Source organism: Xenorhabdus sp. PB62.4, from assembly GCF_014467285.1.
Lineage (GTDB): Bacteria > Pseudomonadota > Gammaproteobacteria > Enterobacterales > Enterobacteriaceae > Xenorhabdus.
The window spans coordinates 128,848-143,311 of sequence record NZ_NKHR01000002.1 but is presented as its reverse complement, the minus strand read 5'-3'; the positions used below and the strand labels follow the sequence as shown (position 1 = coordinate 143,311).

General features: G+C 39.8%; 11 protein-coding genes. 2 read left to right on the top strand and 9 right to left on the bottom strand.

The features are described from left to right. Positions 1-11: 11 nt before the first annotated feature. The 4 genes from Xenpb_RS02490 to cecR form a co-directional block, all read right to left on the bottom strand. Positions 12-1,172, bottom strand: a complete 1,161-nt coding sequence (locus Xenpb_RS02490) for an ABC transporter permease (protein WP_187652948.1) — start codon at positions 1,170-1,172, stop codon at positions 12-14. After that, entirely contained in the window at positions 1,169-2,905 is a 1,737-nt protein-coding gene (locus tag Xenpb_RS02485; RefSeq protein ID WP_187652947.1) for an ATP-binding cassette domain-containing protein, read from the bottom strand. Before Xenpb_RS02485 ends, Xenpb_RS02490 begins: the two co-directional genes overlap by 4 nt. Before the next feature lie 9 nt (positions 2,906-2,914). Beyond that, positions 2,915-3,925 carry a secretion protein HlyD gene (gene hlyD / locus Xenpb_RS02480; protein ID WP_187652946.1) on the bottom strand — a complete coding sequence of 337 codons (1,011 nt, stop codon included), beginning with the start codon at positions 3,923-3,925 and terminating at the stop codon, positions 2,915-2,917. Positions 3,926-4,064: 139 nt separating this feature from the next. Then, positions 4,065-4,742, bottom strand: a complete 678-nt coding sequence (gene cecR / locus Xenpb_RS02475; RefSeq protein WP_187652945.1) for a transcriptional regulator CecR — start codon at positions 4,740-4,742, stop codon at positions 4,065-4,067. 368 nt (positions 4,743-5,110) lie between these two features. On the opposite strand from cecR, the gene rhlE reads away from it, so the two are divergent. After that, the gene (gene rhlE, locus Xenpb_RS02470) at positions 5,111-6,514 is read left to right on the top strand and encodes an ATP-dependent RNA helicase RhlE (RefSeq protein WP_187652944.1); all 1,404 of its coding nucleotides are present in this window, start codon (positions 5,111-5,113) and stop codon (positions 6,512-6,514) included. A 3-nt stretch (positions 6,515-6,517) separates the two neighbouring features. Continuing rightward, on the top strand, positions 6,518-7,450 hold the full coding sequence (gene dusC, locus Xenpb_RS02465) for a tRNA dihydrouridine(16) synthase DusC (RefSeq protein ID WP_187652943.1): 933 nt from the start codon (positions 6,518-6,520) through the stop codon (positions 7,448-7,450). Between the two features lie 402 nt (positions 7,451-7,852). Here dusC and Xenpb_RS02460 read toward each other — a convergent pair whose 3' ends face one another. The 5 genes from Xenpb_RS02460 to Xenpb_RS02440 form a co-directional block, all read right to left on the bottom strand. Continuing rightward, the gene (locus tag Xenpb_RS02460; RefSeq protein WP_187652942.1) at positions 7,853-8,791 is read right to left on the bottom strand and encodes a hypothetical protein; all 939 of its coding nucleotides are present in this window, start codon (positions 8,789-8,791) and stop codon (positions 7,853-7,855) included. A gap of 128 nt (positions 8,792-8,919) precedes the next feature. After that, on the bottom strand, positions 8,920-9,888 hold the full coding sequence (locus Xenpb_RS02455) for a hypothetical protein (protein ID WP_187652941.1): 969 nt from the start codon (positions 9,886-9,888) through the stop codon (positions 8,920-8,922). Positions 9,889-9,971: 83 nt separating this feature from the next. Then, on the bottom strand, positions 9,972-10,217 hold the full coding sequence (locus Xenpb_RS02450; RefSeq protein ID WP_187652940.1) for a hypothetical protein: 246 nt from the start codon (positions 10,215-10,217) through the stop codon (positions 9,972-9,974). Positions 10,218-10,345: 128 nt separating this feature from the next. Continuing rightward, a complete protein-coding gene (locus Xenpb_RS02445) occupies positions 10,346-11,326 on the bottom strand; it encodes a hypothetical protein (protein ID WP_187652939.1) in 981 nt (326 codons plus the stop codon). Beyond that, on the bottom strand, positions 11,327-14,455 hold the full coding sequence (locus Xenpb_RS02440) for a toxin VasX (protein WP_187652938.1): 3,129 nt from the start codon (positions 14,453-14,455) through the stop codon (positions 11,327-11,329). Positions 14,456-14,464 lie beyond the last annotated feature (9 nt).

Below are 14,464 nucleotides of genomic sequence, written 5' to 3'. Positions count from 1 at the left end.
CTCTTTCCTTTTTAATCCAGATGACGACGAGTTTTCCACGCAGTCAAGCCAATAAAAACGATGGAGCTGGCAATCAGCAGGAGCAGGTTTGTGATTAACACCGTACCGATGTTACCCGCCAGAAAGAGTGTCTGTAGGCCACTGACAAAATAGCGTGCGGGGACGATATAAGTCGAAACCTGAATAAGCACCGGCATACTGTCTATTTCGAAAACAAAGCCAGACAACATAATGGCAGGCAAAAAAGCGGCGTTAAGGGAAATCATCGCTGCATTGAACTGATTGCGCGTCAGAGTTGAGATCAATAACCCCATGCCCAAGGCAGTGGCAAGATAGAGACTAGAGACTGACGCCAATATCCAGAGTGAACCACGATAAGGAACATCCAGTACAAAAACCGTGAATATCATGCAAAGCACCATGACAAAAGAGCCTAAAACTTGGTAGGGCAATAACTTGGCGAGCAGTAATTCGGTTCGGGTGACTTGGGTTGAAAGTAACGCCTCCATGGTTCCACGTTCCCATTCACGGGCAACCACGAGTGAAGTGAGAATGGCGCCTACGACGGTCATGATAATGGAAACAGCCCCGGGGATGAGGAAGTGCCGGCTAATGGCAGCCGGATTAAACCAATAGCGGATTTGTGTATCAATCAATGGCGTGGTTGAAACACCCCGATTTTGTCCCCGTTGTTGGAGCCAGATTTGCCAGATACCTTTGGTATACCCCTGGACAAAGTTGGCGGTATTGGGTTCACTGCCATCAGTAATGACCTGAATAGGCGCATGGCTGTCTGCACGGGCAAGCAGGGCATCAAAATTTACCGGAATGACGATAATGCCCCGAATTTGGTTCTCCTGCATTTTCTTGATTAAGAAGTGGCGATTATCGCTGATGGTGGCATCAATATAAGGCGATCCCGTAAATGCGTGAACTAATTCACGGGCATCTTCGCTTTGCTGCTCCATCAGAATACCGAGGCGAAGTTTGCTGGAATCAAGATTTATGCCATAGCCAAAAATAAATAACAGCATCAGCGGGATCACCACCGCAATCAACGCACTACTGGGATCGCGGATAATCTGTTTAGTTTCCTTGATGCAGAGGGCTTTCAATCGACGCCATGAGAAATTGACGGCTTTCTGGGATGCTGCATGTTCAGAACGGCTCATTGCGGCTCCTTATCGTAATTCACCACGAGATCGATAAACGTATCTTCCATCGAAGGGTTAGGCCGCTCATCCGTGGCAACTAATTGTTTCAGCTCATCAGGGGTTCCGGCTGCAATCAATTTTCCCCGAAATACCAGCCCGATACGGTCACAGTATTCTGCTTCCTCCATAAAGTGGGTTGTTACCATCACGGTAACCCCTTTATCGACCATGCCGTTGATATGGAGCCAAAATTCACGGCGGGTCAGCGGATCGACACCAGAAGTGGGTTCATCCAGAAACAGGATGTCAGGTTCGTGCATCAATGCGCAGGAAAGGGCAAGGCGTTGTTTAAAACCGAGCGGAAGACTATCTGTTTTTTGTTGCAAGATTGGCCCAAGATTGAATGCCTGGATCATATCTGACATTTTTTCTTTCTGATGTCGGCCTTTCAGCCCGTAAACACCGGAGAAAAATTTAAGATTTTGCTCAACCGTCAGGTTGCCATAGAGCGAGAATTTCTGAGCCATATAACCAAGACGTTGGCGCGCCTTGCCTGAGCTGGTTTTTAAATCCATATTCAGAACCAGCGCCTTACCGGAAGTGGGGATCATCAACCCGCACATCATTTTAAAGGTTGTGGATTTGCCGGCGCCATTTGGTCCCAACAGACCAAAAATTTCCCCGCGTTTCACCTGAAAATCCACATCATCAGTAGCGGCAAAATCCCCAAATTTTTTAGTCAGGTTACAGGCTTCTATCACGGTTTCTGTCGGATTGGGCGGAATCTGAGGCATTATTTCAGCCAATGCGGAACGGTGGGATGGGCCGCCGCCCAGTAAATCAATAAAAGCATCTTCGAAACGCGGTTCGGCCTCAAGAATATTGGCTTCGGATAGCCCTATTTGTTGGAGTAATGCGCTTTTATCTGCTTCTCCTTTTAAGATTAAACGAACATATCTTCCTTGAATCACGCCATCAGTCACCTGGGGCAGGATGAGGGCATGTTGGAGCGTTTTGCGTCGGTCGCCCTGTTTAACATCCAGTAAAAAAGATCGTCCGGCAATATTCTGAGTCAAATTTTGTGGCTGACCGCGATAGATCAACTCACCCCGGTTCATTAGCAAGACATTACGACATAACTCGGCTTCATCCAAATAAGAGGTACTCCATAGAATAAGCATACCTTCGGAAGCGAGTTCATGTACCATCTGCCATAATTCACGGCGGGCGATAGGGTCAACGCCCACGCCCGGTTCATCAAGTAACAGAACCTTCGGGCTACCCAGTAAAGTACAGGCAAGCCCCAATTTTTGTTTCATGCCGCCGGATAATTTTCCCGCCAGACGTTCAGTAAAACGGGTTAAATCCGTAAAAGTGAGTAATTTTTGAAATGTGGCTTTGCGCTCCTCGCCAAGTACACCACGTAAATCGGCATATAAAGTGAGATTTTCCATAACGGTTAAATCTTCATACAGGCCGAATTTTTGCGGCATATAGCCGAGTTCAGAACGGACTTGGACACTATCCTTGATGGGATCAAGCCCCATGATTTCAATATTGCCGCTATCAGGCTTCAATAATCCGGCCAGCATTCGTATCAACGTGGTTTTTCCTGCGCCATCAGGGCCGACAAGCCCCGTGACAGATCCGCCCTGAATTTCTGCCCGTAGATGGGAGACAGCAGGAGCGTCCAATCCTGGAAAAGTTTTCTCCACGCCGTTCAGTTTGATCGTATAAGCTGAACTGCTCATGTTATCGCCTTACTTATTGTTGGCTTCAGTAGAATTTGTACCAGCAAAACGCAGGGTAACAGGCATTCCTTGTTTCAATCCTTCATCAGGATCAAGAACAATAACCCGCAGGCGATAAACTAAATCCGTTCTTAAATCGGGAGTTTCGACATTCTTCGGGGTAAATTCAGCGGTTGGAGAAACGAAGCCGATTTTGCCGTGATAGGGCTGATTTTTCCGTCCATCGGTATAAATCAGAATTTCCCGCCCTGCGGTAGCCTGATTCAGATTCGGTTCATCAATATACGCCCTGATCCAGACCGGATTGGTGAGTGATAGAGCAAAAACCGTATTTCCAGCCGCCAGCATTGTACCCGGCTCAATGGCTCTGGTCAGAATCACACCTGCTGATGGTGAAGTGAGTTGGGTATCTTTCAGATTGAGTTCAGCCTGTGCAACCGCCGCTTCTGCTTGGCTAAGCTGGGCTTTGGCGGCGACAATTTCTTCTATGCGATAACCGGTTTCAAATTGGCGCAATTTATCTTTTGCCGCCTGATAAGCGGCCAATGCCTGGTTTCGCCCGGTTTTGGCATTTTCCAAATCATTAGCTGAAATAGTTTTACTTTGCCACAATCCTTGCTGGCGTTTCAGGAAACTATCGGCAAAGCGGAATGCAGATTCTTTCTGAGCCACTTCTGCACGCACTTGGGAGATTTCTTCAGTACGGTAACCCGCTTCTGCTTTGGCAAGGTTTGCCTTGGCGACATCCCGCGCGGCTTTGGATTGATTCAAGGCATTAATAAAGGGAGCATCATCAAGATGGCCGAGTGTCTGTCCCGCAGTAATGGCATCACCTTCATCCACTTGTAGTTTGGCCAGTTTACCTGCAACCCGAAAACCAAGATTAACGGTTCTGACATCGACATTGCCATACAGAGTCAGTTCCCTGCCATTTTGTTCTTGATAATAATAGATACCAACAATAGCACCGATAACAACAATGAGCGCCAATAGGGCAAGAGCAAACTTTTTACTGTTCATACTATCCCTTATGCCTTGTTCAATTTATACCCTTATTTTTCAAATAATTAACTGTCATTTGAAATTTATCAGGTATGCACATTTTTGAGTCTATAACTATTTATTGCTGTAGTTCTTGTTGCTGTATTCCTTAATTGCCTTATTTTTTTCGTAACCCTTCAAGCAACAAGTTGATGTGTTGAGACAAAACTTGATTAATTAACTCATATTCTTTAGTGCCAATATTATCCCAGCCTGTTTGGCGCAATAAGGCTTCCCGTGCCAGACGGAAAGAAAGAATTTCCCCTAATAAGGCGTGAGTATGGATTTGGGTTGAAATCTCACGTTCATCAGCGCCGATATAATTAGCGATTAACTTATTGATGCGGGAATAAATCGGGGCCAGCCCTTGCTCATGCATGACATTGTAAGCTTCTGTTGGTGTCAGTTGTTCATGTGACATGATGCGGCTGATATTGATACTGCTTTTCTCGAAAATCAGGCGGTTGTAGCTAACCATGCCTTGATGAATAAATTCCAGGATTTTTTCTTGTGGATAGGGTTTCGGCGTTTCGGCAAAAAAACGGTCAATTGATTCAATTAACGGGGAAAATTCTGATTTTAGCTTATCGGCGATATGTTGCACGACAGCGAGGTATAGTCCTTCTTTAGAACCAAAATAGTAGGCAATGGCTGCGATATTTTGTTGCGCGTGTTGGGCAATGTTACGAGTCGTGGCACCATCCAGACCTGATTTACCAAAAATTTCTATTGCTGATTCAAGAAGTTGCTGTTTGGCTTGTTCGCCTCGTGATGTCTGAGCCGTCTTCGCTGCCATGTTAAAAGAGATCCTGTTATAAAGAAAAAGAATTGCCAAGAGTGTCGTAAATATATCAATCGTATGATTAACTTTAAGACTAAAGTAAGTTGATGTAAAGTTGACGCAAATTGTCTTTTTAATAGACACCTATAAAAAATAATTTTCCTATTTTTGATCAATTCTCGTAAGTGGGCGCTTTCAATGAGATTTCGTGCCAATTATTAGCTTTTCAGGGCTGTTTGGAATCACATATCTGTTATAATGCCGCGCTTATGGTACATCGCAGTTTGTGTAATTTCTTTGCGTTTTATCGCGTCTATTTTCTTCCCATAAAACTGCCCCTGAATTGATATCAGGAATGGTGAAGTCTGGAGCATTTCTTATTTATGAATTTTGAGTCACTCGGCTTGAAGGCTGATATTTTGCGTGCCGTTGAAGAGCAAGGCTACGCGGAACCTACCCCTATTCAGCAACAGGCTATTCCTGTTGTGTTATCTGGTAAAGATCTGCTGGCCAGTGCCCAGACCGGAACCGGAAAAACAGCAGGGTTTACCTTACCTATTCTGCAACTTTTGAGTGAATCCCCGATTCAGACAAAAGGCCGCCGTCCGATCAGGGCATTGATTCTGACACCGACACGAGAATTGGCGGCGCAGGTTGGCGAAAATGTACGTAATTACAGTAAATATCTCAAATTACGTTCATTCGTGGTATTTGGTGGAGTCAGTATTAATCCGCAGATGATGAAACTGCGTGGTGGGGTGGATATTCTGGTGGCAACACCAGGGCGTTTGCTGGATCTGGAACACCAGAATGCCGTTGATCTCTCCCGCGTTGAAATCCTGATCTTGGATGAAGCTGACCGTATGTTGGATATGGGTTTTATCCATGATATTCGACGAGTATTGAATAAACTGCCGGCAAAACGCCAAAATTTACTCTTTTCCGCGACTTTTTCTGATGAAATAAAGAGCCTTGCCAATAAGTTGCTGCATAATCCGGTGAGTGTAGAAGTCGCGCGTCGTAACTCTGCATCTGAACAGATTGATCAATCAATCCATTTTGTAGATAAAAAACGTAAAGGCGAATTGCTTTCTTACATGATAGGTAACCAGAACTGGCAACAGGTTTTGGTATTCACTCGAACCAAACATGGTGCAAATCGACTGGCGGAACAACTGAATAAAGATGGCGTGACTGCTGCCGCGATCCACGGCAACAAGAGCCAGGGGGCGAGAACCCGTGCACTGGCTGATTTCAAAACAGGGCAAATTCGCGCATTAGTTGCAACAGATATTGCCGCTCGTGGCTTGGATATCGACCAATTGCCATATGTGGTCAATTATGAATTGCCAAACGTTGCAGAAGATTATGTTCACCGAATTGGCCGTACTGGCCGTGCGGATGCAACCGGGCAAGCGATATCGCTGGTATGTGTTGATGAGCATAAGCTTCTGAAAGATATTGAACGGCTATTGAAGCGGGAAATTCCACGCATTGCCATTCCGGGCTATGAACCAGATCCTTCTATCAAGGCTGAGCCAATCCAAAACGGGCGTAACAGCCGTGATAATAGCCCCCGTAGAAATAATGCTCGGGGTAATGGCTTCCGCGACAATCATTCACATAGCGAACAGCCTCGTAGCCAACGTAGAAATGGCAAGCAAGGTCAATCCTCAAAACATCAGGCTAACCCAAATGGTGAGCGCTCACGCAACCAAGGAACCTCATCGGGTCAGCGGCGTCAGCGAACCACAAAAGCGTCGCGTTCCCCGGTGTCGGGAGAGTAATTGATGCGCGTTTTGCTGGCTCCGATGGAAGGTGTTTTGGATTCTCTGGTGAGGGAACTGTTGAGTGAAGTCAACGAGTACGACCTTTGCGTCACAGAATTCCTGCGAGTGGTTGACAGCTTACTACCGGTAAAATCTTTTTACCGGTTGTGCCCTGAGTTACATCATCAGAGCCGTACACCATCGGGAACCCCGGTCAGGATTCAACTTTTGGGGCAGTATCCAGAATGGTTGGCAGAAAACGCAGCTAGAGCAGTTGAATTGGGATCTTGGGGGGTTGACCTAAACTGCGGTTGTCCTTCCAAAGCGGTAAATGGCAGCGGAGGCGGTGCGACATTACTGAAAGATCCTGAATTTATCTACAGCGGCGCCAAAGCCATGCGGGAAGCTGTACCAGCACATTTACCAGTGACGGTAAAGGTGCGTTTGGGGTGGGATTCTGATGCACGTCAGTTTGAGATTGCCGATGCCGTACAGCAGGCAGGAGCAACAGAATTAGTCGTGCATGGGCGAACCAAGGAAGATGGTTATAAGGCAGAACGTATCAACTGGAAGGCGATTGGCGAGATTCGTCGTCGTCTCTCCATTCCTGTGATTGCCAATGGGGAAATCTGGGATTGGCAGAGTGCTCAGGAATGTATCAAAATTACAGGATGTGACGCTGTGATGATAGGGCGTGGCGCACTGCATACGCCAAACTTGAGTCGGGTCATTAAATATAACGAGCCAAGAATGCTGTGGAGCGATGTGCTCAAGTTATTGCAAAACTATACTTATTTAGAAAAGCAGGGAGATACAGGGCTGTATCATGTTGCCCGTATCAAACAATGGCTAGGGTATTTGCGCAAAGAATATGATGAAGCAGAAGTATTATTTATGCAAATCAGGGCATTAAAAACATCTGCCGAAATCGCCAGTATCATCTTGTGCAAATAAAAGAAAAGGGAATTTTTATGAGTACTCAAACAATAAAACTCTGCAATGGTATAAGAATGCCGAATATCGGTTTAGGAGTATATAAGACAAAAGAGGAGCGGAAGTAAAACAGGTTGTCAAAAAAGCGCTGGAAACAGGCTATAGGATGATTGATGCGGCTGCAATCTATAAAAATGAAATTGGAGTTGGGGAGCCAGCATGCCAATATCTTCATCCAAAAAAGGATCGTAAATAGTTGACATTCTGCTAATTTAATTTCTTTATACTTAGCCATATAAAACAATTTCATATGATAATTTAATATAAATGATAATAAAGTAACTATTTACAATGTAAATTTTAAAACTATTAAAAATAGCACCGAGATAATTATAATTATCTCGGTGCTATTTTTTCCAACATTTATTTCGGATCAGTAGCTCCTTTTGGTGGACCAAGCCTATCCAATTCAGCTAAGATTGCCGTAATCTGAGTTTCCCAGTCCGTTGGTTTTATTTGCTTACGAAGCCACGGTAATCGCTCTTGACGTTTAAAATCCACTGAACTGACGGCCTCTTTTCCTTGTAATAAATATTTTGACATAAATGCCAATAAATACTTTTTGCTTATTATGTCGTCTATTAAGTTAGGAATACGGGGTTCAAAAGCATAAATCATCAGTTTGTTATTTTTGTCAAGCCCATAAACTCTTAGATACAGAACATCATATAGATTAACAAGTTCGGCTTGAGAGTAACGAGCAACATATATCCTTCCTTTACGCCATGTATAAAACAGTTGCTTTTCCCGATCAATAACAAGAGGGGGTATTTTACGAATTAAAGATAATAACCATAAATGTATTATAATCATTGTAGTGAAAAATAGAAAAAAACCACCATCTAAAAATAAATTTTCTCTCACTCTAGATTTTTCATAAAAACCATTATCCATATAACGAATATGAAAATATTGAGACCAAGATATTTTCTTTGAATCAGCAATATACTCATAAATTTTATCATCATCTGGCACATTAGGATTTAGATGAAAATTTTCTCCATATTTATCTTTAATAATACCAACAGTTATTAAATAAAATTCCTCATTAGCTTTCCATGTGTTAATAACATCATTAATAAAAAAACAAAATCCTAATAAAAAACCGACCAAAGAGGAAAGTAAAACTTTTTCATCAAAATTACTCCTGCCATATCGTATTTCACATTTTTTATCATCAATTAAATCAATAAAACCCTTTGTTTTTATTTGCTCTTTATCCAGCTTTCCGATGTTTTCATCCAAAAAAGGATCACAAGTAGTTGACATTTGTGCTAATTTAATTTTTTTATCCTTAGCCATATAAAATAATCTCATATAACAATTTAATATAAATGACAATAAAGTAACTATTTACAATGTAATTTTTGAAATTTTAAAAATAGCACCGAGATAATTATAATATTCTTCAGTGCTATTTTTCCCAATATTTATTTCGGATCAGTAGCTCCTTTTGGTGGGCTAAGCCTATCCAATTCAGCTAAAATTGCCGTAATCTGAGTTTCCCAATCCTTTGGTTTTATTTGCTTACGAAGCCACGGTAATCGTTCTTGACGTTTAAAATCCACTGAACTGACGGCCTCTTTTCCTTGTAATAAATATTTTGACATAAATGCCAAAATATAAATTTTATCCTCGTCTGAGTTGAAAAGACTAAGATAAGGGATAAAAAACTGATATGTCAGTTCATTCTTTTCGTTTAGTCCATAACATTTGAAATGCAAAATATTATTAGTAAACGCCACGCCTAATTCTTTATAGCGAGATACATAGACTTTTCCTTTTTTCCAAGTGTAAAAAAGTTTTCTTTCATGATCAATTATGAAATTTGCAGGCCTACGTAATCTTAAAAAAATGCTGATAAGAAGGATATTGGTACTAAGAAAAAATAACCCGAAGCTTGCATCTATAATCAGATATCGCCTAGCCCTTTCTTCACCATAATAGCTATCTTTGGAATAGGAAATATATAAATATTCCGTTAGAGATATTTTTTTGTCATCTGATATTACCCGTAATGATTTAGTATATGCAGGTGCATTTGGATTTAAATAAAATTGCTCTCCATAACGTTTTTTTGCATTCTGAACAGACCAAAGAAGATCTTCTTCATTAGCTTTCCATCCCTTAACAAAATCATTAATAAAAAATCCAAAACCTAACATAAACCCAATCATCACAGGTACTATAACTTCTTTTCTTGCTCTGATAAGATTATGACGAAAATGACACTCCTTACTATTTATTGCATCCAAAAATCCTGCACGCTTTACGGTTTTATTATCCAGAAGAATTAGCTTTTCCTCCAGAATAGGATCACCAAATGTAGACAATGGCTCTGTTGGAGGTGTCTTCACTCTAAAGAGTTTTTTGAGCAATTTTTTTATTAATTTATTCATTTAACGTAATACCTCATCTTCATATCCATAAATCGCATTTTCCAATATTGGTTCTTTACCCTATAACTTTCCTTATTCGCTTTTCATGTATTAATAACATCGTTAATGAAAAAACAAAAAACTAATAAAAAATCGGCTAAAGAGGAAGGCAAAATCTTTTTACGATAATGACTCCTGCCATATCGTATTTCACATTTTTTACCATCAATTAAATCAATAAAACCCTCTGTTTTTATTTTCTCTTTATTCAACATGCCAATGTCTTCATTCAAAAAAGGACCGCAAGCAGTTGACATTCGTGCTAATTTAATTTTGTTATCCTTAGCCATATAAAATAATCTCATATAACAATTTAATATAAATGATAATAAAGTGACTATTTACAATGTAATTTTTTAAATTTTAAAAATAACACCGAGATAATTATAATATTCTTCGGTGCTATTTTTTCCAACATTTATTTCGGATCAGTAACTCCTTTTGGTGGGCCAAGCCTATCCAATTCAGCTAAGATTGCCGTAATCTGAGTTTCCCAATTTGCTGGTTTTGGATTTTTACGTGAAGGAAATATTGATGATTGGCGTTTAAAATTCACTAAACTGACAGATTCTTTTCCTTGAATCAGATATTTTGCCATAAAAGCCAGTAAATACTTTTTGCTTATTATGTCGTCTATTAGGTTAGGAATACGGGGTTCAAAAGCATAAATCATCAGTTTGTTATTTTTGTCAAACCCATAAACTCTTAAATACAGAACGTCATATAGATTAACAACATCGACTTGAGAGTAACGTGCAACATACATTCTTCCCTTACGCCATGTATAAAACAGTTGCTTTTCCCGATCAATAACAAGAGGGGATATTTTACGAATTAAAGATAATACCCATAAATGAATTAAAATCATTGTAATGGAAAATAGAAAAAAACCACCATCTAGTAATAAACCCTTTCGAGCTCTCGATTTACCGTAAAAACCACTATCCGTATAAAGAATATGAAAATATTGAGAAAAAGAAAGGCTCTTTGTATCAGCAATATACTCATAAATTTTATAATAATCCGGCAATTTAGGATTTAGATAAAAATCTTCCCCATATCTCTCTTTAATATCACTAACAGTACTTAAATGAAAGTTTTCATTAGCTTTCCATGACGTAATGTAATCATCAATAAAAAAACAAAAACCTAATAAAAAACCTGCTAAAGAAGCAAGTAAAATATTTTCACGATAATTACTCCTGCCATATCGTATTTCACATTTTTTATTATCAATTAAATCAATAAAACCCTCTGTTTTTATTTGCTCTTTATCCAGTATTCCAATATCTTCATCCAAGAAAGAATCACACACTATTGATAGCCGGCTAATTTTGGCATCATTGTTTACTTTGCCTTCAGTTTTTTTAGTTAACCACTTTTTTATTGAGTTTATCATTTAGCGTACCTTCTCATCAAAATATCCATAAATTGCATTTTCGATTGTTGGCTCTTCTCCCCATTGATAGCGCAAAGGTGAAATATCATCTTCTTTGGGCATATAGTACCAAAAAATTTTTAGGTATTGAGCATATTCTTCTTCTATTTCCAATGTCAGAGTAAGTATGCCATTTTCATCAATGGGATTTTTATTTTTATAAATTATCTCAGAGAGGACTTGTTCCATTAATTCTTCAAATCTCCGCTTAGCTTTAGCGTAATGAGGTTCATTTACATAAATGGTGTGATCACTTCTTCCTGTGACATTAGATGATGGTAAAACATGATAAACCAACTCTGATCTTTCCCATTGAAAATTCGGCAACATAAAATGATAAATCATCTTTCCTTTTTTATTACTTTCTTTTTTTAATATTGGTCTAGTAAAAAAATTCAAAAACTCTTGATATTCTACCTTAAATGTATTAATTACTTTATCATCCATTTTTCGAACTTTGCCGAATTGGAGTGCTATATCTTCAGGTCGTTTAAAACCCATTTCCAAAAATGAATATTTATCACCGCTTCCCCAAAAGCAATTCATTAATAAATATTCCAATTGGGTTTTTCCAAAAAGAACTAAATAGGCAATACTTGCTAGCATACCTAAAATTCCCGCCCATATCATACTGGTAAAGAATGATCCTATTCCTGCTGCTCCAGCGCTTGTGCCCAAAAGTGATGGTCCCAAAAATCCAGCAGTTATCATTAATGTACCAGTACCAATAGCAACATGTGCATACGCTTCCTTATGACTACCTAAAGCTCTAGCTTGATAAGCATCATAATAAGCAAGCCCTCCGCTTAAAATCCCAGTTAGCCCAACAGTCCCCTTTGCCAGCAGTTTTATATAGGCACCATTTAACATAAGCCTGCGTGATGCTGCACCTAATAGTGCTTCTGCCGCAGGGTGATTTATTCTTCTCGCCAGTGCTTCTGCTTTTGCAAGCCCTTTCCCGAAAAGCTCAGAAGAATTGCGTGCTGCAACTGCCATACCAAGTGTCGTATTCAGGTAAGTAAAAGCTAAATACACAATTTTTCGATTCGCGTTCAGTGGATTATTTCTATCAAAACCAGATTGCGACAATAAGTTATAGAATGTATAACTTTTCATAATAAGATCAAATCCAGTTAGACTGCAATCCAGGACAATACTAAGAGACTTATCATAATGTGACATAAACTTAATATTAAATTCTGGTCTGTTAATTTTAATGGTAGGTATTTTTAGTTTCAAATCTCCCGTATAATTTTTAATCCGATTTGACCAGTTAAATACTATCTTTCCTCCCTCTTTTTGAACGTTGACTTTGACTTTTTTCCCCCATTCTTTCAGGTTCCCGATCAGCCCTTGTTGTTTATATTTTTCCAGATCATTGATTAATTTTGCCACTTCTTTTTCTGTCAATAAAACAGATCCTTTATATTCTTCTACTCCCAACGCGCTGAACATTTTATTGGTAAAAATCTGGTTTACTTTTTCAATACTTTTTACATATAAGCTGACAGAACCTTGAGCTATTTTTTCGGCTCCCCATGCAAGAAACATCCCTAGTACTTCACCTGTTGCACTAAGAACTTTATCTATTCCTTTTGTTATATATTCTGCCATCAATGGTTTTTTAGCACCATCATGTCCTAGCGTATTGACGATTCCATTGTTAATAATAAACCATGTACTACTCTCATCTAATGCAGATTTACCGCCAATAATATTTTCTAATGTCGACGTTCCCTCTACAGTTCTCTGTAATGGCTGCATTAATTCTGTAATTAGATCGCAATGTATTTCAAATTCCCGACCATCTTCTTCTGTCAGATCGCTTTTTTTATCACTCAACGAAAAAAAATACTTGAAATAATGTGATAAGCCACCTAATTTACTCGCAATATTCGGACTTTCAAAAAATTCTTTGTATATTTCAAGAACTTTTTCTTGCCTTTTTTTTACATCTACAATGGGATCGGTAAGTTTAGGCCACCAGGTTTTCCAATTTTCCTGATGAATATGTTCTTTAAAATATTCTTTAATATTTTTATCCTTTGATGCAGCAATTACCTCAACAAATTGCCCTATAGTAAGAGGATAAATATTTGTTGCAGAATAACTTAGCTGCCAAAGATTAAGTAACTCATAAGCCATTAAAATATCACGCTGATATCCCACAGGATCATGCAATACCACAATCTTCGCTTTATCTTTGTAATAAGGGCAGATAAGGCTGTCTATATAACGCATTTCCATATCTGCATTCATGAAAAAACTGCCTTCAGTCGTGATATCTCCCAAATCAGCAGATTGTAAGAGCGGATCGGATAATTGATTTTTGTATGCCTGAAATTGTTTTTCAGGATCTTTGAAATCTTCCACTAATCCGTCGAAATGTTCTTGTTTGGCATCAATGGCATAATCTGATACTTCACTATCTAAATCCACAAATTGCATCGCACTCTTGCGGAAGTTTTTATCGTTATCCATCTTATTCAGGACAGATTTAGCCAGTTTGACTTCACTGTAAACGATGCTGATTTGGGTCACATCTTTATCAATCGCCAGAAAAGGATAGCCTAATCCCGCTGTACCACTGGCAGGGTGGATTTCTTCCCACGATGAGCTTCCGGCTTTTTGCTCATATTTGGTGTATTTTGTAACCATTCCCCTTTTGCCCTCTAATGTGACAATTTCAGGGCTGAATTTGAAAATCAATAACTTGCCATCCTGTTGGGAACCCCTGGTTTTAATTGGTCCTTCTTCTTTGACATAGATCCAACCCGGTCTTGGCATTCGAATGCTATAGCCCCCCAGAACGCTTGCATTTAATGAATTATCATAAGGATCAATAAAAGTCCTTATTGGCGGCGGTAATTGAGCATTTACCCATTTGTCACCAAAAAAATTCATATAAGCATATCTGACAGGATAAACAGGCCGGATATTGGCGTCACAGGGCCTGACAACGGTATCCATATCCAACTCATGAGGTATGCGTGCCTTCGCCTCATCGACAATTTTTTCAAACGTTTTTTCCGCTTTTTTCACGGCTGTCTCAAGAGCGTCATTCACGCTCGTTAATATCGATTTTTCCATTTCTCTTAT

Bases quoted from the DNA above. Each gene is read 5' to 3' on its own strand.
- Xenpb_RS02460 (WP_187652942.1), bottom strand. From the start codon at position 8,791: ATGGCTAAGGATAAAAAAATTAAATTAGCACAAATGTCAACTACTTGT.
- Xenpb_RS02490 (WP_187652948.1), bottom strand. From the start codon at position 1,172: ATGAGCCGTTCTGAACATGCAGCATCCCAGAAAGCCGTCAATTTCTCA.
- Xenpb_RS02450 (WP_187652940.1), bottom strand. From the start codon at position 10,217: ATGGCTAAGGATAACAAAATTAAATTAGCACGAATGTCAACTGCTTGC.
- rhlE (WP_187652944.1), top strand. From the start codon at position 5,111: ATGAATTTTGAGTCACTCGGCTTGAAGGCTGATATTTTGCGTGCCGTT.
- Xenpb_RS02455 (WP_187652941.1), bottom strand. From the start codon at position 9,888: ATGAATAAATTAATAAAAAAATTGCTCAAAAAACTCTTTAGAGTGAAG.
- cecR (WP_187652945.1), bottom strand. From the start codon at position 4,742: ATGGCAGCGAAGACGGCTCAGACATCACGAGGCGAACAAGCCAAACAG.
- hlyD (WP_187652946.1), bottom strand. From the start codon at position 3,925: ATGAACAGTAAAAAGTTTGCTCTTGCCCTATTGGCGCTCATTGTTGTT.
- Xenpb_RS02445 (WP_187652939.1), bottom strand. From the start codon at position 11,326: ATGATAAACTCAATAAAAAAGTGGTTAACTAAAAAAACTGAAGGCAAA.
- Xenpb_RS02440 (WP_187652938.1), bottom strand. From the start codon at position 14,455: ATGGAAAAATCGATATTAACGAGCGTGAATGACGCTCTTGAGACAGCC.
- Xenpb_RS02485 (WP_187652947.1), bottom strand. From the start codon at position 2,905: ATGAGCAGTTCAGCTTATACGATCAAACTGAACGGCGTGGAGAAAACT.
- dusC (WP_187652943.1), top strand. From the start codon at position 6,518: ATGCGCGTTTTGCTGGCTCCGATGGAAGGTGTTTTGGATTCTCTGGTG.